This is a genomic window from Polystyrenella longa (genome assembly GCF_007750395.1).
Lineage (GTDB): Bacteria > Planctomycetota > Planctomycetia > Planctomycetales > Planctomycetaceae > Polystyrenella > Polystyrenella longa.
Genome location: NZ_CP036281.1, coordinates 4,212,287 through 4,234,889, shown reverse-complemented (window position 1 = coordinate 4,234,889; position 22,603 = coordinate 4,212,287). Strand labels below are relative to the sequence as shown.

The 22,603-nt window shown below is 50.5% G+C and carries 18 protein-coding genes; 3 read left to right on the top strand and 15 right to left on the bottom strand.

Translation table 11 applies throughout. The annotated features are described in order from the left end of the window. Positions 1-126: 126 nt before the first annotated feature. Together Pla110_RS15595 and glnA are read right to left on the bottom strand one after the other, a co-directional pair. Complete coding sequence (locus tag Pla110_RS15595) at positions 127-897, bottom strand: heavy-metal-associated domain-containing protein (RefSeq protein WP_144996870.1); 771 nt, start codon at positions 895-897, stop codon at positions 127-129. 219 nt (positions 898-1,116) lie between these two features. Continuing rightward, positions 1,117-2,529, bottom strand: a complete 1,413-nt coding sequence (gene glnA, locus Pla110_RS15590) for a type I glutamate--ammonia ligase (protein ID WP_144996868.1) — start codon at positions 2,527-2,529, stop codon at positions 1,117-1,119. An 884-nt stretch (positions 2,530-3,413) separates the two neighbouring features. Between glnA and Pla110_RS15585 the strand changes: the two genes are divergently transcribed. Next, on the top strand, positions 3,414-5,687 hold the full coding sequence (locus tag Pla110_RS15585; RefSeq protein ID WP_144996866.1) for a COG1361 family protein: 2,274 nt from the start codon (positions 3,414-3,416) through the stop codon (positions 5,685-5,687). 269 nt (positions 5,688-5,956) lie between these two features. On the opposite strand, the gene Pla110_RS15580 is transcribed toward Pla110_RS15585, so the two are convergent. The 8 genes from Pla110_RS15580 to Pla110_RS15545 all read right to left on the bottom strand — a co-directional run bounded on the left by Pla110_RS15580 (position 5,957) and on the right by Pla110_RS15545 (position 13,842). After that, positions 5,957-7,168 carry a DegT/DnrJ/EryC1/StrS family aminotransferase gene (locus Pla110_RS15580; protein WP_231742507.1) on the bottom strand — a complete coding sequence of 404 codons (1,212 nt, stop codon included), beginning with the start codon at positions 7,166-7,168 and terminating at the stop codon, positions 5,957-5,959. 311 nt (positions 7,169-7,479) lie between these two features. Further along, positions 7,480-7,722, bottom strand: coding sequence for a hypothetical protein (locus Pla110_RS15575; protein ID WP_144996862.1), 243 nt, complete (start codon positions 7,720-7,722; stop codon positions 7,480-7,482). Continuing rightward, the gene (locus tag Pla110_RS15570) at positions 7,719-8,378 is read right to left on the bottom strand and encodes a hypothetical protein (RefSeq protein ID WP_144996861.1); all 660 of its coding nucleotides are present in this window, start codon (positions 8,376-8,378) and stop codon (positions 7,719-7,721) included. The genes Pla110_RS15575 and Pla110_RS15570 overlap by 4 nt, the downstream gene beginning before the upstream one ends. Positions 8,379-8,455: 77 nt before the next feature. Then, complete coding sequence (locus Pla110_RS15565) at positions 8,456-8,728, bottom strand: WXG100 family type VII secretion target (RefSeq protein WP_144996859.1); 273 nt, start codon at positions 8,726-8,728, stop codon at positions 8,456-8,458. A 208-nt stretch (positions 8,729-8,936) separates the two neighbouring features. Further along, the gene (locus Pla110_RS15560) at positions 8,937-10,061 is read right to left on the bottom strand and encodes an ABC transporter permease (protein WP_197440238.1); all 1,125 of its coding nucleotides are present in this window, start codon (positions 10,059-10,061) and stop codon (positions 8,937-8,939) included. A 109-nt stretch (positions 10,062-10,170) separates the two neighbouring features. After that, positions 10,171-11,124 carry an ABC transporter permease gene (locus Pla110_RS15555; RefSeq protein ID WP_144996855.1) on the bottom strand — a complete coding sequence of 318 codons (954 nt, stop codon included), beginning with the start codon at positions 11,122-11,124 and terminating at the stop codon, positions 10,171-10,173. A gap of 66 nt (positions 11,125-11,190) precedes the next feature. Next, a complete protein-coding gene (locus Pla110_RS15550) occupies positions 11,191-13,011 on the bottom strand; it encodes an ABC transporter substrate-binding protein (RefSeq protein WP_144996853.1) in 1,821 nt (606 codons plus the stop codon). A gap of 81 nt (positions 13,012-13,092) precedes the next feature. After that, positions 13,093-13,842: an ABC transporter ATP-binding protein gene (locus tag Pla110_RS15545; RefSeq protein ID WP_144996851.1), complete on the bottom strand. Its 750-nt coding sequence runs from the start codon at positions 13,840-13,842 to the stop codon at positions 13,093-13,095. Between the two features lie 153 nt (positions 13,843-13,995). Between Pla110_RS15545 and Pla110_RS15540 the strand changes: the two genes are divergently transcribed. Beyond that, on the top strand, positions 13,996-14,997 hold the full coding sequence (locus Pla110_RS15540) for an alpha/beta hydrolase (RefSeq protein WP_144996849.1): 1,002 nt from the start codon (positions 13,996-13,998) through the stop codon (positions 14,995-14,997). A 51-nt stretch (positions 14,998-15,048) separates the two neighbouring features. Here the strand turns inward: Pla110_RS15540 and Pla110_RS15535 are convergent, their stop codons facing one another. The 3 genes from Pla110_RS15535 to Pla110_RS15525 all read right to left on the bottom strand — a co-directional run bounded on the left by Pla110_RS15535 (position 15,049) and on the right by Pla110_RS15525 (position 18,800). Next, positions 15,049-16,818: a redoxin domain-containing protein gene (locus Pla110_RS15535; protein ID WP_197440237.1), complete on the bottom strand. Its 1,770-nt coding sequence runs from the start codon at positions 16,816-16,818 to the stop codon at positions 15,049-15,051. Between the two features lie 168 nt (positions 16,819-16,986). Beyond that, a complete protein-coding gene (locus Pla110_RS15530) occupies positions 16,987-17,289 on the bottom strand; it encodes a hypothetical protein (protein ID WP_144996845.1) in 303 nt (100 codons plus the stop codon). Beyond that, positions 17,286-18,800 carry an amidohydrolase family protein gene (locus tag Pla110_RS15525; protein WP_144996843.1) on the bottom strand — a complete coding sequence of 505 codons (1,515 nt, stop codon included), beginning with the start codon at positions 18,798-18,800 and terminating at the stop codon, positions 17,286-17,288. Before Pla110_RS15525 ends, Pla110_RS15530 begins: the two co-directional genes overlap by 4 nt. Before the next feature lie 363 nt (positions 18,801-19,163). On the opposite strand from Pla110_RS15525, the gene Pla110_RS15520 reads away from it, so the two are divergent. Next, positions 19,164-20,210 (top strand): ferrochelatase, encoded by a 1,047-nt coding sequence (locus Pla110_RS15520; protein ID WP_144996841.1) that lies wholly within the window; start codon positions 19,164-19,166, stop codon positions 20,208-20,210. Positions 20,211-20,333: 123 nt separating this feature from the next. On the opposite strand, the gene Pla110_RS15515 is transcribed toward Pla110_RS15520, so the two are convergent. Continuing rightward, entirely contained in the window at positions 20,334-21,263 is a 930-nt protein-coding gene (locus tag Pla110_RS15515; RefSeq protein WP_144996839.1) for a sugar phosphate isomerase/epimerase family protein, read from the bottom strand. Positions 21,264-21,584: 321 nt separating this feature from the next. Further along, positions 21,585-22,376: a phosphoadenylyl-sulfate reductase gene (locus tag Pla110_RS15510; RefSeq protein ID WP_144996837.1), complete on the bottom strand. Its 792-nt coding sequence runs from the start codon at positions 22,374-22,376 to the stop codon at positions 21,585-21,587. Positions 22,377-22,603: the final 227 nt, after the last annotated feature.

Below are 22,603 nucleotides of genomic sequence, written 5' to 3'. Positions count from 1 at the left end.
ATCGCGGATTGTAACGAATGAGGACCCGGAAGTCATTCTAACCAGAATCAGGGATTCCGAATTGAATCGAGCCGGTTTTTCAACCGTGTTGACGACGATCTGCCTGCCGTTTCCATTCAATGTGCCTTAACCGGGCCAATGATAAATCAACATTCCGATCGCCATCGCGGCCATAATACCATCTTCGAAAAAGGTGACGATGGTCATAGGCAGGTCGAATACCGTACCCAGACAGGCACACTGGATTGTCTGGTTCTTCCGCAGAGCGTTAATCACTCCCGCAAGTCCGATCAGCATCACGATGGCTGTCACAATATTGGTGGCGATTGGGAACATGGCAGCCAGGTAGGCGATTCCGAGGCCAAGTTCGATGAAGGGGTAGGCGTAGGCATAACCCGTCGAGCGTTTGGCAATGACATCGTAAGTCTGGTAGGCGGTGGCAAATCCCGTCAGATTCAGCAGTTTAAAGAAGGAGAAGATCAGAAAAAAACCACCCATAAAGTTCCCCATCACTCGGGACCAGGAGAGCTCCCCGATTCGCCATTCGACCAGCCCAACTGTGCCAATCAGAAACGCCAGAATCAGCAGGAGCGGAAAGTAAGTTTCCAACCAGTTCCGAGAATCTTCCATCTCGCTCACAGCCGAATCAGTATGCGATTGCTCAGAACTGGACAGTTCATCACTTGGAAGCGGACCCAACACCTTGAAGCCTGCTTCGCTCACCAGCGTCTGAACACGCTCCGATGTCACCCCCTCCCCTGTAATTGTGAGCGGCTTACGCGGATCATTCGTGTTCACCGACCAGGAATGGATTGCAGGTTCACTGTCCAGAAACGGAGTAACCGTGTTGATGCATTTCTGGCAATTTAAATTCGTTTTATATGTTTGGACGGTCATGGTTGCCTCCTGATATTTCCAAGGTTCTTCCTCCATTATAGAAGCCGGACCGCCGAAGGGAACGGGGGAGAAACATGGGACCAGAGCTGTTTAAGTCCATTTAAGTCAATCAGGTTGTTCAAAATAAAAAACGACCCCCGCAAGAGAGAGTCGTTTTCTATTTGAAAACTGCCTTTGAACTAATGACATAACTGCTGGAGCTAGCATTCGTGGCTTGGCCTAGCAGTTGTAGTACATGTCAAATTCGTAGGGATGAGGTCGTAGACGCAGAGCATCAATTTCGTTGTCCCGTTTCCAGGCAATCCAAGTATCGATCAGATCCTGAGTGAAAACGTCCCCCTTGGTCAGGAATTCATGGCCTGTCTCCAATGCGGTCATCGCTTCGCCCAATGTGGCCGGAGTCACATTCGTGGCAGCCAGCTCGTCGGGAGTCATATCATAAATGTCCCGGTCCAGAGGTTCGCCCGGATCGATCTTATTTTGAATCCCGTCGATCATTGCCATCATTAAGGCGGTGAAAGTCAGGTAACCGTTGGCGCTGGGATCGGGGCAGCGGAACTCGGCCCGTTTCGCTTTGGGGCTGGGCGAGTACATGGGAATTCGAACGGCTGCCGATCGGTTTCGTTGTGACATGGCTAATGTAACGGGGGCTTCAAATCCGGGAACGAGCCGGTGGTATGAGTTCGCCGTGGGGGCAGCAAAGGCGAGACAGGCGCGACCATGCTTGAGGAGACCTCCAATAGCGTGCAGTCCCATTTCAGAAAGACCAGCATAGCCATCACCAGCGAAGAGCGGATCGCCCCCTTTCCAGAAAGAAATATGAGTATGCATTCCGGAACCGTTATCTTCAAAAATTGGCTTCGGCATGAAGGTGACGGTACGACCATTTCGTTTGGCCACATTCTTGATAATGTATTTGAACCACATGAATTGATCCGCCATTTTCAGCAGATCCTCGAACTTCATATCGATCTCACATTGTCCGGCTGTCGCGACTTCATGGTGATGCGCTTCGACGACGATGCCTACTTTTTGCATCTCTTTGACCATCTCGGCACGCAAGTCATTCAACGTGTCAATCGGAGCAACGGGGAAGTAACCACCCTTGTAGCTAGGTTTGTGCCCCAGGTTCGGCTCTTCGGTTCTCCCGGAGTTCCAGGCTGCCTCGATAGAATCGATCTGGTACATCGAACCGGATTGATTCGTCTGGAATCGAATATCGTCGAAGACAAAGAACTCGGGTTCCGGACCGATGTAACAAGTATCGGCGATACCTGTTTGATTGAGATAGGCGATCCCTTTTTGGGCGACGTTGCGGGGGTCTTTGGGGTATTTTTCTTTGGTGATCGGATCGACGATATCGGCGATGACGCTGATTGTCGGGCTGGCGAAGAATGGATCGAGTTTCGTCGATTCCGCATCAGGCACCGCCAGCATGTCGGAACAGTCAATCGCTTGCCAACCTCGAATTGAGGAACCGTCGAATCCTACTCCATTTTCAAAAGTATCCTCTTCCCAGGTGCTGATTGGATAAGAGCAATGTTGCCACGTACCCAGCAGATCGCAGAACTTCAGATCGACCATTTCAGCGCCATGCTTCTTGGCGAAATCAAAGAATTCAGAAGGTGTCATCGTGATACAGCTCCTCAAGGGACCGGAGATTGATGTGATAATGCTGCCGAAAAGAATCTATTTTAAACGCCAACAACGACTGCTACTGGCACACAATTTCGAATTTATTCCATTCGAATCAAAACAGGGTATTCACAGCTGGATTTGGTTTTGAAAGTGATCTGTTCAGGGTACCGTTGAGAAGATGATAGGTACGCTCTCTCTTACGAGGCTCAACTATTACAGACAGACTATATGACGAAATGCACCGGACGAAATGAAGTTCGTCTGGATGATCGTGGAAGTGATGATGAACATACTCAAGATGTGAATCGAAATCAGGTTTGCCCTGTTCTCAGAAGTGTTGGCAACGAGTTGAGACGTGTTTCGAAATAAGGACAGATGCCGAAAAACGTAAACATTCCATACCCGCTTCAGGCTTTTGATGAGTCACCAATTCCTGAATGTGCTGATTCCACTCTACTTCTGTCTTCGCGGAGTTTCCATCCTCGTTCGGCGACATACTTCAAATCTTTAGAAATCAAAGTTAGCCATCCTTTTAGCTTGAATTGCACATACTCGATATTCACTGGAAAGATTATGGATTACTCCCGAGTCGACGAATCTAGAGGACCTGTTCACCATGTTCCTGGAAATGATTAGGTCTAAAGTGTGTGAAGATGGGTGGTTCAGGTTGGGTTTGCGCCCCGGGTGATCGTCATTACCCCTAATCTCAACCAATCCTGATCATGCATCACGACTGATACCTCCGATACAGATTATGGATGGCTCGCGCTCTGAATTGCGCCAGTTGTCGCTATCCGGAAGAGCTGACACGCTTCGAAGAAGAGGGTCACCGGATAAGTCTGTTTTGAATTAACGCACCTGTCGAAAGGGAGTGGGCGATGCGTAACGGGTTAATGATCCTGACAACATTACTTTTATTAATGGGCGGCTGGGGGTTACTCTCAGCGCAGAGCACAAGTCTGGATGAATTTCCCGATCACCTGGTGCCAAGCGATCTCGACAATAAATTCTTTCTAGACGAAGTGGGCGATGCTGCACTCGAGTCGGAACGTCCGGGAAAAGATTTGCGTCTCCCCTCGTCAAGTCAGGAGAAAATGCTTGGAGTCAGCGGACGAAATCTCGGTGCTGGTAAATTCAGTGGATTCGAATCTGAATTTGAGCGGCAACCCGTTCTGTCGGCTCAAAGCGATAGTGGATTCGATCGCTCTTCTATGAAGACTCAGTCACGGCAGTCGCAATCATTCGATTCCGATACCTTTGCGGGTCCTTCCATCGGTGTGAATGTAGAGTCCTCATTTTCTCGCTCATCATCCAATCGGAAAACAGCGTTCTCTGGATTCGGGGATGAACCGAAATCAATGATTTCCCAAGCAGGATTTGAGGAACAGGCAAGTCCTGGTGGATCGATGATTCAACAGGTCAACTCGCAGGAGCAGAACCCGTTCCTGAAAAAAGCACAACAAGACAACACAAAGAAAGTCTCCGCGACAGCTCCAGTAAAGCCGGAAGCAAGCGCGGCAGAACTTAGTTTTCCCAGCTTCCCTGATTTTGAACTCGACGCTAAAGAGGACGCTGAAGAATTGGAAGAGGCAGACGAGACGTCTGTTACTGAATTCCAAATTCAACCTGAAGTGAAAACTTCGGCACCATCACCATCTACCTCAATGCTCAATCTGGTTCCTCAGTCTGAAGACACCGAAACTTTCGATCAGGTACCGAGCTCATTCTCGGCTCCTGGTTTGACTGGGGCAAGCTTTGCTCCGGCTCCCTGGTCGAAACTGACGATCAAAGGACCGATTACTCCAAGTGTCGCGACCCGCTGGATCAACAAAGGGGTACTCAATGTCGGGCAACCGGCCGAATGTGAACTTCAGGTTCGAAATATCTCGGCGACATCCGTTCATAACTTCTTGATCGATACCGTGCTGCCTCCTCATGTGGAACTCGTCTCTGTTCAACCAGAAACTCCCATGACCAATGGTCAATTATCCTGGGAAATCGATCACTTGAAGGGTGACGAAGAGCTCTCTTTCAAAATCAAATTCATTCCACGTCAACGTGGTCCGTTAATGGCCGAAGCCCATGTCCGGTTCAGTGCGATGACGGCCGCTGCTTTTCATGTTGAAGAGCCGATGCTGAAACTGGCTCTGGAAGGGCCGGAGCGAGTGATGGTCGGAGAAGCCGCTACACAAATTATTACCGTAGCGAACCCGGGAACCGGTGTCGCCCAGAACGTGATGATTCATGCGGAGGTGCCCGATGGGCTGGAACATGCTCAAGGTAAGAAAGTGGCGTTGCCAGTGGGTTCGTTGAATCCAGGTGAGAAACGTCGCGTGCGACTTCCTCTTGTCTGTGTTGCCGGCGGAACCCAGAAATTACAAATCTCGGCGGTTGCCGAAAGCGGCCTGACGGAAGTCGCGACGACATCCGTGGATGTGATCGCTCCAGAGCTTGCTCTGCTGGCGGAAGGTCCGCGTCTACGATACGTCGGGCGTACTGCGACCTATCGACTGACTGTGAATAACATTGGTTCTGCAGAATCGAGCAACGTTCGTTTGCTGCACCGTGTCCCTACTGGATTCAATTTCGTGCAGGCGGACAAAGGGGGTAAGTTCAACGAAACCACCCGCGTAGTGCAGTGGTTCGTTGGTCGCTTGGATCAGGGCCAGACGACCGTGGTGCAGGTTCAGTTGGAAGCAACCGAACTTGGCAAAGGCGTTCAGCAGTTTGCGGCTGTCTCCGATCAGGCAACTCGGACAGAAGCTGTTGTGGAAACTGCCGTCGACGGAACACCGTCACTCGCTTTGGAGATTCTTGATCTGGACGACCCTGTCGAAATTGGTCGGGAAACTGCTTACGAAATCCGGGTCCGCAATGTCGGCTCGAAAGCGGCTCAACAAGTTGAATTGAATTGTGAACTCCCCGGAGGCGTTGCCTTCAAGTCAGCTCGCGGACCCTCGGCTCATAAAGAAGCTAACGGAGTGGTTCTCTTTAAACCGCTGGCAACATTGCCCGCCGGAGAAACTGCCATCTTCCGTGTACACGTCGTCGGCAGCTTGGCTGGTAAACACAACATGAGCGTCGAACTGAAAAGCCTCGACGACGACGAACCTCTCGTCTACCAGGAACAAACCCAGTTCTACCAGGATTGAGACATCGTCCACTGACTTTGTCTTACGAAAAATAATACAACGGTTCTATTTCAGACTTCCTCGTCTGGGACAGAACCGTTTTTTATTTGAGCCTGATTTTCATCGGACCTCTGTCGTTGTGAATCAAGATACAGAATCTGTGTGAAGGCGAAGTGATAGAGCATAATCAGAATACTCGTTCTTCTGAACAGGCTAACATTTGAATAAAAAAGGAAGCCATCTGTGAGGATGGCTCCCTTTGAATTATTCGCTTCAGAATAAAGTGCGTATCAGGCGACTTTCTTCTGCGGAAGCTCTTCCGATTCGCTGTAGAGGCGATCGATGTTCTCCGCGCTGCCGGGGGCGATTGCTTCGGCGATGCCGCGTACGACTGTTTCCAGTTGTGAAACAACAAGCTCGGCGAAGATAGGGAGCGACAGGACTTCGTTCGAAGCAGCTTCGCTCTGGGGCATGTCCCCCTTCTTGTAACCGAGGTAACTGAAACAAGGTTGCAGATGGAGTGAAACAGGGTAGTAAACGGCGGCACCGATCTGCTGGTCGCGCAGGTTTTGGATCACATCGTCTCGACGGTCATCTAAAACGCGGACGGTGTACTGATTGTAAACGTGGCGGTCCTGAGATTTGGATTCAGGTACGACAATCACCTCTTCCAGATCGTAATGCTGGAACAGTTCGTTGTAACATTCAGCATTGCGCTGTCGGGCTTCAGTCCAGTCATCGAGTGATTTCAGCTTCACGCGTAGAATGGCCGCCTGCAGAGCATCCAGCCGGGCATTCAGTCCGACTTCCTGATGGTAGTAGACGGAAGTCTGTCCGTGGACACGAAGTTGTTTGAGGCGCGTTGCCAGTTCGGGGCTGCGGGTAGTGAGCATGCCACCATCTCCGGCTCCACCCAGATTTTTCGTGGGGAAAAAGCTGAAACAACAAATGTCACCTAAAACTCCGGCACGTCGGCCCCGGTATTCGGAACCAATGGCCTGGGCAGCGTCTTCGACTACAAACAGGTTGTGTTTGGCAGCAATACTGTTGATCTGATCCATTTCAGCGCATTGGCCGAAAATGTGAACCGGCATGATCGCTTTGGTTTTTGGTGTAATGGCAGCTTCAATTTTTGCCGGGTCGATATTGTACGTGATCGGATCGATATCGACGAAGACCGGTTTTGCTCCGACTCGGTGAATCGAACTGCCGGTGGCGAAGAAGGTGAACGGGGTGGTAATAACTTCGTCACCCGCTCCGATGTTCAACGCCATAAGGGCCAGAATAAGTGCATCCGTTCCCGAGGAGCAGCCAATCGCTTCGGGGGCGGTGCAATAAGTGGCAATTTCCTGTTCGAACAACTCGACTTCTTCACCGAGAATAAACTTCTGTTCAGACATCAATCGACTGACGGCGGCCAGGGTTTCTTCTGCCAGTGGCTCGTATTGCGCCACTAAATCGATAAACGGAACAGGTGTGTTCTGCAAAGGCGCAGTTGCCATCGACGACTCCATTCGTGCGGTAGTAACTCGGAGAACGCCTTGTTAAAGGGCAAATCTCGATAGGTGGATGTAAAGAGAGCTGATTTCCAATTTCAGTGTGGGATCGTTCGAGCAGCGAGAACGGCACCATTCCGAGAGTCAGAAACGCATTCTAGAGAGAACGCGGCTAAAATTTATTTCCGTTCCGGTTTTGTGTCAAGATGGACTGCCCTGTCTGGGAGAACGAATTGGCCTCGCTGCAAAAACAAATTGGAATGTCTGGAAGAGGTAGCGAAGTCCAGTTTGGCGGCTGATCTGCAGTTGGAAAGCGGTTAACTCGACTCAAATGGGCCCCGGGTACACTCTTGAACCGCCTTACGGGTAGTTTCATTCATCATGCGGGTCGATTCGACCGTCTGCCGTGTCGCGTTATACAGGGGGATCAGGTAATTCTCTTCAAACTGATGGCTGTTGTGGTCATTCCACTGCACCTTGGTTTCCTGCCAGCTGGCGAGCAGCTCTTCCATCGCCTCGTTTAATCGACCAATTACGCCACTGAAATTGTTAGTTTTCATTGATGTTCCTCCGGCACGGGCTGATTTGTCGGTTGAGCTGCCGATTGAGCTGCGGTTTCAGTTGAAACAGCTTCTTCTGACTTCGGAGCAGGTTGTTCCTGAGCCTGTTTGTTCCCGACTGCTCTTTGTTGTCGAGATTGTTCGTCGTTTCCTGCCATACGGTTTGTTTCGACAGTCTGAATAGCGGCGTAGGCCTCCAGAGCGGTCACCATATTCTCAAGCAGTGCCAGCATTCGGGGGATTTCAAGGTTCACCATCGTTTCCAAACGAGCCAGCCGACCGCGATATTCGTCTGATTCCTGTTGCATCTTAATGCCCCAGTGCCGGACCACATCAATCTGTTTCTGCGCATGATCGAGAGCCCATTTCGCCTTCTGGAGGGCTTTCTTTTCTTCGATACAGGAGGCAGGATTCCCGTCGAAATTCTTCATCTTGGCACGAGATAATGCCGCCTTGGCAGCGGCAACTTCTTCAAACCCTTTTTGGATTTGCTTCTTCCAGTAGGAAGGTTGTTCGTGGGTGAGCCACTGCATGATCCGGACAATTTCCTGGTGCAGCGAGCCGAGCGAACCGGTTGCTTCTTCCGCGAAGATAATCAGAGAACCATGGAAGCGTTTAATAGCTTCAAAGGAATGAACCTTGGCATTTGTCGACATTGTCGCAGGTCCTTTCGTGAGCGGGAAGAAACAAAAGCGAGGCTGCAACAGAAATTGTCAGCACCCCCCAACCGAATTTAGCGTTGTTGCAGGTAATCTTCGATTCGTTCCGCTTTACGAAGCAGATACGGAATGTGTTCTTCATTGTTCTCGATAAAGCGGGCGAGGATTTTCAGGTGGCCCTGGAATTCATCGGCGAACTTACGGTTCTCCTGGTCACGCCATGTGTTGCTCAGCGTTTCCAGTTGATTGTTGATCATCGATGCCTGATTGGTCAGTTCGTTATTGAATTTCTTCAATGTCTGGGCGAACCGCCGCAGGTCCTCAGGATTGACAATTGCCTGTGCCATGAAAAGTATCCCAATCTCGAATTTATTGACAGCGAAATAATTGGTAGGTAAACGACGGAGGCTATGGAAAACAGCCAGACAATGACCCGACAAATTCCTAAGATCAAGGTGCGGTCACCTGGTTCAATTGTAACAAACGGCTTAACGCCTGAGGGGAGAAAATGCGGAAAAAACAGTTTTGACTCTCTCCCTCTTCAATTTGAGTCTTTTATATATGTTTGGGATCGAATACATCCTGGAGGAAATCGGAGACGATATTGAACGCGACTACCAGAAAAAACATAAAAGCGGTCGCCGTGCCGATTTGCCAAAAGAAACCGTTTACTACTTCGGAACTTGATTGACTGATCATAATCCCCCAACTGGGAACTTCTTTTACTCCCAATCCAAGGAAGCTGAGGATGACTTCCGACTTAATGGCACCAATAAACAGGAGCGAGAAGTTGATGAGCATCAGGTGCGAGACATTCGGCCAGATATGTCGCCATAAGGTATAAAACTTACTGAGACCAAGCACGCGTGCTGCGTCGACGTATTCCAGATCGCGGATTTTGATCGTCTCACCTCGAATCACGCGACAGACTCCGATCCAGTACGTGGCGCAAAAGGCAACGTAAACGGGAAGCAGAGTATTGTCGTACGTCGAACCCTTGAACATATAAGCCAACAGGACCAGCAACACGATATTTGGAATCGAGGAGAATGTGGTGTATAGCCAGATGACGACGTGGTCCAACATGCCCCCGTATAATCCGGCGGCGGTGCCGAGCAATGTTCCGATGAAAACGGAAACGAAGGCGGTCACAAAACCGATTTGTATCGCGACGAGTGTGGAGAACATCGCCCGGAGCGAGATCGATCTCCCCTGTCGGTCTGTCCCCAGCACCAGGAGAAAGCTCCGCACGAAGCCATCCCAACCTGAAGGCTCGACGTAGAACGCATCGACCTGTGATTCAAATTGCTGTAACAATTCGAGATCGAATCCGCCTTCCTCAGAGGCGAGCAGCTTGTCAAAAGAAACATAAGCTTGGTCGGCGTTTTTCTGTATCTCAGCCACGGGTATCTCGACGATATTCAGTTTTACAATGTCGATCTCGCGTAAGGCTGCTTCCGGATCGGATTTGCGAAGGGCGCCGGAGATCGATTCCAGATAAAACTCCGTGAAGTCAATCCGCTGCTCGATTGTCGGAGTCGTGAAGCCAGGCATATTGGCGGGACCCACGCGAAATGTACTCAATGTCGCCAGTTCTGATCGGTTGAACCAGACGACCAATGCGACGAGAAAGTAAATCACAATCACACCGAGCGCGAGTAAAGCGAATTTATCCCGCATCAGATGTTTCCAAAAGCGGGTCTGTCGGATGTTCATAAAGCCGGCCAGTGGTTAACGGTTGAAGAAATATCTGTTTGAAAAGGAATCTCGATGGTGCGATGGTGCAGCATCAGGTCAATCGGATACGAGGATCGAGCCAGGCGTAGACGACGTCGGTCAGAATATTAGTGATGATATAAATGCCCGCCAACACTGCCGTGAATGCCTGTACGATTGGGAAATCGTTATTTTGAACCGCCTGGATTAATGTCAGACCCATCCCCGGTATGGTAAAGAATTGTTCGATCACCAGAGACCCTGTAATGAGAAACGGAATGGTCGCTGCGATGTGAGTGGTGATGGGAATCATGGCATTTTTCAGCAGGTGCCCAAACATCACGCGGGTTTTCGATGCTCCTTTTGCTCGTGCTGTGGTGATGTAGTTCTTATTTGTCTCTTCCACCATCACCGCCCGATAAAACCGCGCGTCATAACCAAGAGCGACCGTGGTGGTGATGATAATGGGGAGCAGGCAGTAGTAAGGCCAGGCTTGCAGGCTCCGTTCGTATCCGCCGATGGCGAATAGATCCCAACCGGTCTCGACCGTGAGCCAGAAGGCACCGAAGTATTGTCCCAGAATCGTATAAACCAGCAGGCTGACACTCATTCCCAGAACGGCGGTAATCGCCACCAGACGGTCTGGCCAACGTCCGCGAAAACTAGCACAGAACAGGCCCACACAGGTGGAAATTAACGAAGTGATAATCAGAGCGGGGATGGTGAACGAGAGACTGGGGACGATTGCGTCCGACAGAATGGTCGAAACCTTGACCCCTTTGTTCCCCCAGCTTTCTTCATCAAAGCTGAGTGTGAACAGGTCCCCTAGAAAACTGAAGTACTGTTCGTAAAACGGGCGATCCAACCCCATCGATTGTCGTTGGGTCTCTATCTCCTGCTCGGAGGCATTCTTTCCGAGGTAATTCGTGACGGGATCGTTCACTCGTAACGCGAGCATGACAAATAACACGACCGCCAGATAAACCGGAATGTTGTAAAAAATCCGGCGAATCACATAACTCCACATCGGGAAACCTCAATAGTCGTTATGGGGGAGTTGGGGGAATGGATGAAGGAAAGTCGAACGGTGACGTCAATCTATAACAAGCCGGGGTGTCTCGGGATTGATATTGAGATACTTGTACCAGTTGCTGAAGACTTCCGTAGCTTTGACATTCTCCAGTCGTGGATGAATCAGATAAAAGCGGGGCCGCGCCATGGAACCAATGTAGGGAACATCTTCGAGAAGCATGTCGCGCATCAACACAAACTTTTCTGTCCGTTCCGGAGAGGGAGGCAGAGAGAGTATCTCCCGGTATAGCTCGTCGTATTCCGGATTCTTGTAGTTGTAATGGTTACTTCCAGGTGATTCATTGGGGCCGTAAAACAGAGCCAGATTATTTTCCGCATCGGGATAATCAGAGCCCCAGGCGAAACTGAACATAGGGGCTTTTTTACTGTTTACATTCTCGATCAGCGTTCCGAAATCAACGAGGTTCACGTTCAGCTTGATTCCAATCTGAGCCAACTGTCGTTTCAGTAACTCTGATTGTTCCTGGCTGACACCTGACCTACCGACGTAGTATTCTATGGGAGGTAAGCCCTTACCATTCGGGTAACCTGCTTCCGCTAATTTAGCCCGGGCTCGGCTGAGATCTTTACCTCGAAAACTGCCAGACACGACGCCCCCTTCCGGGTAGCCCGCCATACCGGGAGGGATCGGGCCGTCGTAGACGGTGTTGGTCCCCTGATAAAACGCGTTGTTGATTTCATTTAAATCGATTGCCAGGCTGATTGCCTGACGCAAAGCTTTCTTCTCGGGCGTGTATCCACCCAGGACTTCATCTTCCATGTTGAAGCCGGTAAATACAAAATCAAGCAGAGAGACCTTCTGGGAAGTTATGTCTGCTTCCTTGTAATCGGGGCGTAGTTCCTGATTCCGTTTGAAATAAGCCCTGTTGAAATAGTCCGGCGGCACAGTGATGAAATCGAGTTGGCCTGTCTGGAACTTCAGCCACATCGGTTGCACTTCGACGAAGAAAGACATTTCCAACTTGTCCGTCAGAGGAAGCCTTTCACCCGCATCGGCCGTCAGCCCGTCTGCCTCATCCTCGGGCATGTGCTCTTCGGGATAGGTCGAAAGGTGATAATTCGGGTTCTTGTAGAACGTCATTCCCTGATTGGTGCGCCAGTCATCGGGATCAAGCGTGTACGGACCGGTGCCGACGGGATGTCGATTGAACTGGTCTTTGTAAGTGGTGACTGCTTCCTGCGGAACGATCGAAGTCTGGAACATTGCGAGAATCCAGATAAACCGCGTCACCGGTTCTTTCAAGATGATCTTGAATTCGTAGTCGTTCAGAACTTTCATTCCCTCAATCGGTTTGTCGTATTGAAAAGGCTCACCTGCCTTGAACCGAGCCGTCTGTTCTTCCCGCAGTTCGTCAAACCCGACAATCGTATTTTCAAATAGCCACCAGCTTTTCGGATTCTGTGACTGATCAGCCATGCGTTTCCAGGAATAGATCACGTCCTGCGCGACGATTTCACGTCCTTTGCCATTGGGAAAGCAGGGGTCATCATGAAAAAAGACTCCCTGTTTCAGCTCAAAATGATAGACCTTCCCATCCTCAGAGACTTCCGGCATTTCGACGAGGAGGAGCGGCTCAAGCTCGAAGGGCCGTTTCAGATACTTGTACTGAAAGAGCGTTTCGTAAACCTGGCTTGCCGCCATGTTTTCATAGGCGGTGCTTCCCTGCACCGGATCGAGCGATTTGGGACCCGCCGTCGGCATGGGAATGCGGAGCGTCTCTGTGAGTGGAATCTGATCGTCGTCTCCGGGTCGGCAGCCGGTGCAGAGGAATGGCAGCATGACGATTAGGCAGAAGTAGCCAATCGAGATCCCTGATTTCATCGTCGATCACTCCGTTGTCGAAAATAGTTGGATGCGGGCGTAGTGATTTAAGTCTAACCAATTCATTCGCCGTCGTCATGTTCAGGCGGTCATCGTTTGTTTTTCCTGCATCAGCTTAAGGAACATATCGACGAGCGATTTCTCTCCAGTCTCCTCACGAAGCGCTTGAATGGTACCTTCGTATTTCAGCCGACCAAAATAGAGCAGGCCGAAACGATCACAGATCCGTTCCGCTTCGTCAAGACGATGCGTGCAGACGATGACCGTCTTTCCCATGTCTCGCAAGTGACCGACATAATCGAAGATGACTTTCGTGCCGACAATGTCGAGTCCTCGTGTCGGTTCATCAAGCAACATCACGGGGGGATCATGAATCAAGGCTCGTGCCAGATTAACTCGTTGTTTCTGGCCTGTGCTGAGGGTCGAACTTCGTTGGTCAAGAAACCGGCGCAAGTCGAGCAGGTCGGCAAGTGATTGAAGCTTCACCTCGATCTGCTCTTGGGGAACCGAGTACAGGTCGGCGAAGAAATAGAGCATTTCCCGGGGGGTCAACCACTGATAGAGCCCGGCACTGGCGGAGACGAGGCCGATCTGTCGTTTCACTTCTTCCGGGTCCGTGGTGGCGGAATGACCTTCAACACAGGCGTCTCCGGAAGTCGGTTTCAGTAATCCAAGAACCATTCGCAAGGTGGTCGTCTTACCTGCTCCGTTGGGACCGAGCAATCCATAGACTTCGCCTGCTGCGACTTCGAACGACAGTTTATTGACCGCGACCAGATCCGATTCGCCCGGTCGCGTGAATGTCTTCGTAAGCTCTGTCAACTGTAGCATATCGTCCGTCCGTCAGTGTACGATGGAAACCTGATTACGATGGTAACAGGAATTCTGTCTCTGCCACGACTTGTTGTTCTGTTAAGCCCATTTTTCTGTACGGCTTGTTAATTCGTACTGCCCGTCACACTCCAGAATAAATGAAGTTCGCTAATGTCCTTCTCTCTTTGGAAATCAGCCCGTTCAATTGTCTCTCAAAACGAATGGTCTGTCTGGGCTATTGTCCTGATTCTCGTAGCTGTGTGCAATCCTCTCGCTTGGAAAGGGACCCTCGCTGCGGAAGAAGAAGTCAGGTTATCGCTCCCTTCCCCCGAAGTGCATCAACTCTGCCTCGAATTCCTGGACTACGATGCAAAAATTCCATTGGATGCCCGAACGGTGGCGAGGCAGGAGGACCAGAAGCTTGGCACGGTCAAAGAGAAAATTGTCTTTCGGGGAACACAGGGTTTCTGGTGTTCGTCCTATCTGGAAATACCAACGCAGGCAGTAGGTAAAGTTCCCTTGGTCCTGCTGTTACACGGTTGGTCTGGTTCCAAAGAGAGTTGGTGGAAAGAGGGAGGTTATCTCAGTGGCGGCAACGTAAGGCAAGCACTTCTCGATTCCGGGTACGCAGTCTTTGCAATGGATGCACAAGCGCACGGAGACCGGATTGCAGTCAATGATTATGCCCCTGTGAATGTTTACGCCCCTCCCGAGGGTGAAGCTCGACAGAATTATTTTGCGCTGAGTGAGATCTACGTGCAAACGGTACGCGACTATCGGCGGGCGCTCGACTATCTGCAACAGCGCGAAGAAATTGATCCAGACCGTATCGGGCTGGTAGGTTACAGTATGGGGGGAACGCACTCTTTCATGCTGATGGGCGCGGACGAGCGAATCAAAGCCTCCGTCTGCTGTGTCGTTCCGGCATCGAGTAACTATGGAGTTACTTACATCGCTCCCGAAAACTTTGTGCCTGCATTGGAAAGTCGGCCTTTCCTGATGCTGATGGGAAAAACCGACCCGCTATGTCCTGAAGCGAACGCGATCGCGTTAAAGAACTTGATGACGGGTGAGCATCATCAACTACAATTCTTCGAGTCGGGCCATAAGCTACCGCTCGACTATGTGCCTCATGCTGTCGACTGGATCAAAGCGCATTTACCAACGGAATAATAGGTCCAGTATCGCGGTGGAAATCCCCACTGTTCCGTTCGCGCGATGCCTTTACTCTGTCGGCTTTTCGACAGCAGATGTCTTTACGGCATCAGAATCGACATATACATAATCGACCCATCCGGCGAGCATTTCTTCCCACGTTTGTTGCCCCCAATAGACAGTCTTCGACGGATCCGGATTGTTCGGGTTATCGGCGGTGTTGTCCCAGGTACCGACGACTGTCAGCTTGGTACCTGGAGGAACCTCCAGCGGATTTTCAAACCGATAGATGCTTTGCCAGTTGAAGTCGTAATAGGGGACAGACATCACTTCTTTTTTAGTTCCATCCGGGTATTCCAGGAAATAATCCGCACTCAAACCTCGCCAGTGCATGTGTGGCATCAGGCTAATAATGCGGGCCTCTTTTCGGAAGGTGAATGATTGAGAATCCTGATGGCGGAAGCGGTGTGCCGGAATCTCGATCTTGGTTTGAGCCATGAAATTGGTACGGATTTCATGCTGTGGCGGTTCTTTCGTGAATTTGATTGCGACTGAAGAACGGTCCGTTCGGGCGACTCCGTCTGGAGTGTAATGTAGTTCAAAAACGATCTGCGAACCTTTCGGAATTTTTCTCGCATACCCTTCTGGATAAATCTGAGGCATATCGCCGGGAGCCCAACCAACCAGCAGTCCCACACTGCCATCGCGACCAAAAAAGTCGAATCCTTTTTTTACGTTTCCTTCACCATCTCGGCGCGGAGTGTTGATATACGCCAGAATGTGATGGACGACTTCCGTTGTTCCCGGTCGCGCTTCTGCCGCTTGAACCCAGACATCTTCATCAAACGAAAGTTCCGCTGTCTGGTAACGATAGGGAACCACGCCCGTTGAAGGAACTTGCTCTTCGCGAGGCATCTCGATGACCAGATCAGGTATTCCAATCGACCACTCGTCGTCAACTACTGGTTTCTCCGGGACCTGTTCAAGGTTTCCGGACGGACAGTCGGCTTTGACCCATTTGACAACCTGTTCAATCTCGGTCTGAGTCAAACTGCGATTGTTAAGAAAGGAATGAATACCATCTTCGGCGTGCCAGGGAGGCATGCGTTGTTCGACAACCGCTTCATAGATCGGTTCCGCCCAGGTTTTGGCGTCGCGATAATCCTCCAGTGCAAACGGGCCAACCTGCCCTTCGCGATGGCAGCGGTAACATTTATTGTCAAATAACTTGGCGATGTGCGATGCGTAAGTAATTTCCTCCCGAGGCAACTGATCTTCCCATCGGGGTATCAGGCAACCATGAGGATTAGTTTCTGTTACGGTGATCTCGTCCCCCGCCAGTAACTCATCGATTGCGATTTTCAGGTCGAGACGTTGTGGTTCTGGCCGTCGATGTGAAATTGTGAACTGATCATCGATACGCCCGTGATAACGAATCTTAAAATCCCCATCGAGAAGGAAAACTTCAGGGGTCCGTTTGGCACCCAGTGCATTCAACGCCTTCTGTTCGAAGTCCTTGAGGACAGGGAAAGTCATCTTCGTTTCCAGCGCATGCGCGGCGACCTGCACCATCGTATCTTGCGGGTTAGAGTTAATCACTGCGAACTGCACCCCCTTGGAGGCGTACTCAGCATGCATTTCATTCAGACGTGGAATATATAAATTAGCTAATGGACAATCGACTCCCAAGACGGCAAGTACAATCGCCTGTTTACCTTGGCTGTCACTTAGAGTCCGTTCTCGCCGATAGATGTCGACGAGAGGAACATCAGGAACCTGGGCACCGATTGCGGGTGGTTTCAATTCTTCGGCGCGTGCACTTTGAGGCAAGCAAAACATGACCAACAGCCCAAGGAGGACGAACCTGTGGGTGAGCATTCGAACGGAGTGCGATAGTTCTTCAGATTTCAAACAGCTGAAAATCATTGATGTACCCTTGGTTGGAAATGTTTTTTAACTTGTCTGGAATGTTTTACTGAATGAAGGTTGCTGAACTTCCATTCCTATTTATTTCGCAGGGTTGGAAAGTGTACGAAACTGGATATGTTCTTCGAGAACCCGACGGAACTCAGATACATCGACATCGCGTTCGCAGCAGACGAGCATCAGGTTACCATTGTTCCGGAAGTTTCCGTCCCACTCGATCACCTTCTTATCACTCCAGTCAGGCTGATATTGTTGCAAATGATCATCCGTGAGTCGAGACAAATATGCCCTTAGGTTGATATCCGTTTCGTCCATGGAGAGCTCTGCAGGAAGCTGCTCGAACTGATCGTTATCGTCAGGAGAGGCGTATTCACTACCGGTCATGCTTTTTTCTCCTCTCGCACCCAACCATAGGCGTTGTTCTCACGATGGCCACCTTCGCCCCGATAGACAGTCTTGAGGCGATCAAGTGTGTCCTCCGGCAATTGCAGTCGATTCGCAGGGGGCTCGAAGCCGTACAGTTTGGCTCCGTTCAAACCAAAGATTTTAGCTTTGTCTTCACGGGTTAATTTCGTGTAGCCAAACTTCTCACAAAGTTCATCTGTGATCTGGAACCGTTTGAAGGCATCAATTAACCATTGAGGAGAACCCCACCAGAGGCAGTCCGTACCCCAGAGGACTCGATCCACGCCGTACATTTTAATGTTTCGTCCAATCAAATGCTGACACATGACGGGATGAGTCACCAACAATGTCGAAAAGGCAGACCCGATCTCGACGTAAACGTTATCCATCTGTGGATTTCGCTCTTTGATTTTCATCAAGTCCGCATGCCAGGCGAAGTCGCCCGTTTCCGGGTTGAAGAACTCCGGTTCGTGGAAGGCAGGCTCACTTGGTCCATGTTTGATCGCGCTGTGATAGCAGATAAAATTCAGGTCCGGAAAATCGAGAGCCGCTTTTTCGATATCACCCGGGTGCGCGTAATGTCCAAGGGTTTTCGATTGGGCAGCATAACCTTTATGAATACTAAAAGTCTTCAGCCCCAGGTCCCGCGATTTCTCGTAGAACGGGTAAGTGAGCTTTTCGTCATCCATCCGAAAGCCATCGCCCGACCGGCCGGGGTCGGTGTGGCAGTACCATTTCCAACTGTCGATCTTGTAGTTTTTAATTTCCCGTTCAATCTGCTCGAACAAGGCTGTCTGATCCTGAGTTTTCGTTTTCTGGTCCCAGTAGTGGTTCGGAGCACAGTTGCCCTGGCTGAAAACCCGTTGCGATTTCGCCAGCTCGTTCAGTTCATTACGTCGTTCGGCCATGAGCCAGCTGGGAAGATATCCTCCGCCTCGGGCACGTCCTTCCAGAACCTTTCCATCGTCGGCGCGTTGATCTTCTTTACCCGGGACTCCCGAGATCACGGCCATGTCTGTTTCACTGTCCAGGAAGATCTCTTTGACGAAATTCTGAAAGCTGTAAGCGTCAGCGTCGTTATCGAGCGTGACACCGATGTTTTTCAAGAACTCGGCACCCCGGAAGGGAAAGGTGAATCCGTCTGTGAAGTGCGTTTGCACATCAAAGATGAAGTACTCATGTTCGGGATGTTTCTCGGCAGTTAACGCAGCATCTTCTGTCTCTGCTGCATCCACTTGCCAATACGGACCGAAGACTTCGTTGGCCGCCAAGAAAGCAGTGGCCAACCCCATACTGCTCCGCATGAAGTCACGCCGCGAAAGACCGACTCGCCGCGATTTTTCTTCGGCAATTTCGCCGATTCTTTTTTCCCAGGACTTCTGCTGAGCGTTCTGCGGTCGGGGGAGAAATTCTTCATTGGAAACTGCTTGTGTCGGGACAGGAGAATCGACTCCCATCGCCTGATCACGTTCCCATTTGCGTACCCACATAGTATCTATCTATTCTCTGTAAAACATGAATGTGTATAACATTGGTGTAATAGCAACTCGGCGTGCAGCAAACCATCCGGTCGAATGATAGCATGCTTCCTAATTGGATTTTAGAGTGTGGGGATTCGACTCTCAATTCGAAATGCGCCAAACACGCCACTTTGAAATCAGATATACGTTCACGAGTGAGGTCAGGAAAAACTGGGATCAGTCTGTTGCCGGACCACTACAGAAGACTAAAATCAGAGATAACCACGAGTTAGGACGTAAATAATGATTCGCCACCAGGATGAAATGGCCTCCTGGAAGGGGCGATTACCCGCATACCGGATGAAAACCAGCATCGAGAGGCAGGCATAACAGGTGACCACAGATTATCAGGCATTACTACTGGTCGGTTTCGGCGGACCCGAAAAACGGGAGGACGTCCTTCCCTTCCTGGAAAACGTCCTCCGCGGCAAACGGGTTCCCCGGGAACGGATGTTGGAAGTGGCCGAGCATTATTACCATTTCGATGGAGTGAGCCCGATTAACGAGCACTGCCGCCAACTGCTCGCCGCGCTGAAACCGGCCCTCCAAAATTCCGGAATTGATCTTCCAGTCTATTGGGGCAATCGAAACTGGCATCCCCTGTTGACCGACACCATGGAACAAATGAAGGCAGACGGTATCGAACGGGTACTCTCGATCGTGCTTTCCAGCTGCAGCTCTTACTCCGGTTGTCGCCAGTACCGCGAAAATATTCAAGACGCTCAAGAACTGGTCGGAGAGAACGCGCCTCAGGTTGATAAATTACGCGTATTTTACAATCACCCGCAGTTTATTAATGCAAGCTGCGATCGCGTGGCCTCAGCTATTGAGCAATTGACCAGCAAGGGGACGGATCGCGAAGAAATTCGTTTGGTTTTCACTGCTCACAGCATTCCCTTCTCCATGTCGAGTACGTCTGATTACGAAAAACAGCTGCAGGAAACTTGCCGTCTTGTTTGCGAACAGCTTGATTGGCCGCACGATCGTCAGGATTTGGTTTACCAGAGTCGCAGCGGTCGACCGCAAGATCCGTGGTTGGAACCCGATGTGCTTGAGCACCTTGAAGAACTACACAGGCAGGGTGTGAACAATGTTGTCATCTATCCCGTCGGCTTTCTATCGGACCATATGGAGGTCATGTTCGATCTGGACATCGAAGCCAAAGAGTTGTGCGAAAAGCTGGGCATGCAGATGGAACGAGCCGAAACAGTCGGCACGCATCCCGAGATGATTCGCTGCTGGGTAGATCTGATTGAAGAACGCATTTCGGATCGAGAAGAAAAAAGAGCCATCGGTCAATTTCCTGCCAACCATGATGTCTGCCCACTGAATTGCTGTCCGAAACCAGTCATCGTTCGAGAACCGGCGAAGCCCGCCTGACTTCATCTCAATCAATCGCTCGCAACAATTAAAAAACCGTTTGAAGCCTTTTGACTTCAAACGGTTTTCTTATTTGATCATCACGTCCTATCAAGATAGGTACATGAACGAGCTCTGTTTAGCTTAACCGGCGAGTTCATCGCGAACGCGATCGAGCAATGCTTTTGTGGCTTTGATGCCTTCCGGTTCACTGAGGTTCGCGCCTTCATATTCAATCCCGACGTACCCGTTGTATCCCGCGTCGACCACTATTTTCATCATGTTGTAGTAGTCCGTATTAATCTCTTCGCCAGATTCATCGAAGTCATGTGATTTGGCGGAGACGGCTTTGGCATAGGGCATCAGCTGACGAACACCGATGTAACGGTCGTACCATTCGTCCCGTTCCCGGTTCAAGGCGAAGTTTCCGAAGTCGGGTAGAGTGCCGCAATTTTTATTGTCAACCAGCTTCATTACGCCACTAAGCCAGGCACCGTTCGAAGAGAGTCCACCATGATTCTCGACGATGATTCCAATGCCGTGCTCGGTACCGAATTCAGTGAGTCGGCCCAGGCCATCGGCGGCCAACTTCTGGGACTCTTCATAATTGGAAGTGCTGCTGGCATTCACCCGGATCGAATGACACCCGAGAAACTTGGCGGCTTCGACCCATTTGTAATGATTTTCGATCGCTTGAGTTCGTTTGGCATCATCTGCGTCGCCCAGAGCCCCTTCGCCGTCGATCATGATCAACAGGCTTTTGACTCCTTCACCTTCGGCACGGTTTTTCATTTCGGTGAGGTACTTGGTATCCTTCGCCTGGTCTTTGAAGAACTGGTTGACGTACTCAACCGCGTCGATATCGAAATCATTTTTGGTGATTTTCGCGAAGTCGAGATGATTAATCTTTCCTGCTTTAATCGCTCTGTGTAGAGACCATTCCGCCAGGGAAACAGAATAAAGCGGCTTTTTGTCCGCGGCCATCAAAGATGTACTAGCGGAACCGAACAGGCTCAGCCCGGCAGCCAGAGCGGTACCGTTTTTCAGAAAATCGCGGCGGTTAAATGATGCCATTTTATCAACCTTTTACTTGAGGCGGGTGTACGATGAAGCAGGTGGGGCGAGAGGCATGCGGGTACAGATTGAAACTGCACTCGGGAACGGAGTGAGGGCCGTTCCTTTCCTGTCGATCTATTCAACTATAAACGATAAAACAGGCCGGCACAATAAGCGAGTCGACAAAGCTAAACCAGAAATCATTGCCGGTTATTCTGGCCCAAATGAGGAATTTTTCCATCGTGTATCACATTTAAACGTGACAGATTCTGGCGCGCAAAACCATGTTTTCTAGAACTGTTTGGGTCCAGTAGCAGTGACACAAATCTTGGACAAGATTTAGATGACGTAGTCGGTTTCTCGACCCAGGATACGGTCGATCAGATCAAGCGAGAGATCGACCTTCCCTTCGGTACCCCCTTCGACGTCGGTGGCATTAATTCCGCAGTACATCGACCAGGGACCAAGATGTCGCCAGCGACCGGCTCGTTTCGGTTCATCAGGGAGAACAGGAGTCGTGCAGCGATTACATCCAATCGTGGGATAACCTTGATCGTGCAACGGGTTTGTGATGACATTATTGTTCGCGGAGAACTCTTCCATCTGCTCATTGGAGAACGTGGCGAGCGGGTTAATGCGGATGCAGTTCATCTTCGGGTCGACAGAAAGAATCGGCATTTTCGCCCGTTTTCCACCGTCGCCTCTACGCAGACTGCTGATGATTCCGTCGTACTGGTCGGCAACGGCATGCAGCGGTTCGGTCTTCCGTAAATCACAGCAGACTTCCTGGCCTTCCGGAGAAAGGTAGAGAACGCCCTTTTCCTGAATTTGTTCCGCCATCGTTTGCTTGGGACTCAACGTAACGATTTCCAATCCATACTCTTTCTGGATTCGGTCACGCGTATCCAAGGTCTCCTGAAACAGCACACCCGTGTCGACGAAGAGAACGGGAATGTTCAACTTCATCTGACCCATCATGCAACAGACGATTGATCCTGCCGACTGCATGGCGGAAATAGCCGCCAATCGGCTTCCAAAGACATCTTTGGCCCAACGGATCAATTCCTGAGGGGTGCGTTCCTCGAGTTGTTGATTCCGTTCTTCTAGATCTTTTTGCGTCAGTTGAGTCATTACGTTTTTCCAGTGGATGGGGTAACCATCCGATTCCGACCCTTGCTGGTTCAGAGATAATTTAAAGAGGAAGACGAAAGGCGGGCTTATGCGTTAAACTCTTATTTTGTAACCAATTAGAGCGAAAAATGAAGAGTCGCCAAATCGGATCGTACGCAGGGTACACCCAGGGGAAAGAGACAGATTGCTGCTGTTGTAATCTGGACGCTCTTCAGCGTCAACCAGAC

Bases quoted from the DNA above. Each gene is read 5' to 3' on its own strand.
- Pla110_RS15580 (WP_231742507.1), bottom strand. From the start codon at position 7,168: ATGGCAACTGCGCCTTTGCAGAACACACCTGTTCCGTTTATCGATTTA.
- Pla110_RS15595 (WP_144996870.1), bottom strand. From the start codon at position 897: ATGACCGTCCAAACATATAAAACGAATTTAAATTGCCAGAAATGCATC.
- Pla110_RS15570 (WP_144996861.1), bottom strand. From the start codon at position 8,378: ATGTCGACAAATGCCAAGGTTCATTCCTTTGAAGCTATTAAACGCTTC.
- Pla110_RS15510 (WP_144996837.1), bottom strand. From the start codon at position 22,376: ATGACTCAACTGACGCAAAAAGATCTAGAAGAACGGAATCAACAACTC.
- Pla110_RS15565 (WP_144996859.1), bottom strand. From the start codon at position 8,728: ATGGCACAGGCAATTGTCAATCCTGAGGACCTGCGGCGGTTCGCCCAG.
- Pla110_RS15555 (WP_144996855.1), bottom strand. From the start codon at position 11,124: ATGTGGAGTTATGTGATTCGCCGGATTTTTTACAACATTCCGGTTTAT.
- Pla110_RS15525 (WP_144996843.1), bottom strand. From the start codon at position 18,800: ATGTGGGTACGCAAATGGGAACGTGATCAGGCGATGGGAGTCGATTCT.
- glnA (WP_144996868.1), bottom strand. From the start codon at position 2,529: ATGACACCTTCTGAATTCTTTGATTTCGCCAAGAAGCATGGCGCTGAA.
- Pla110_RS15515 (WP_144996839.1), bottom strand. From the start codon at position 21,263: ATGGCATCATTTAACCGCCGCGATTTTCTGAAAAACGGTACCGCTCTG.
- Pla110_RS15585 (WP_144996866.1), top strand. From the start codon at position 3,414: ATGCGTAACGGGTTAATGATCCTGACAACATTACTTTTATTAATGGGC.
- Pla110_RS15550 (WP_144996853.1), bottom strand. From the start codon at position 13,011: ATGAAATCAGGGATCTCGATTGGCTACTTCTGCCTAATCGTCATGCTG.
- Pla110_RS15545 (WP_144996851.1), bottom strand. From the start codon at position 13,842: ATGCTACAGTTGACAGAGCTTACGAAGACATTCACGCGACCGGGCGAA.
- Pla110_RS15560 (WP_197440238.1), bottom strand. From the start codon at position 10,061: ATGCGGGATAAATTCGCTTTACTCGCGCTCGGTGTGATTGTGATTTAC.
- Pla110_RS15575 (WP_144996862.1), bottom strand. From the start codon at position 7,722: ATGAAAACTAACAATTTCAGTGGCGTAATTGGTCGATTAAACGAGGCG.
- Pla110_RS15530 (WP_144996845.1), bottom strand. From the start codon at position 17,289: ATGACCGGTAGTGAATACGCCTCTCCTGACGATAACGATCAGTTCGAG.
- Pla110_RS15540 (WP_144996849.1), top strand. From the start codon at position 13,996: ATGTCCTTCTCTCTTTGGAAATCAGCCCGTTCAATTGTCTCTCAAAAC.
- Pla110_RS15535 (WP_197440237.1), bottom strand. From the start codon at position 16,818: ATGTTTTGCTTGCCTCAAAGTGCACGCGCCGAAGAATTGAAACCACCC.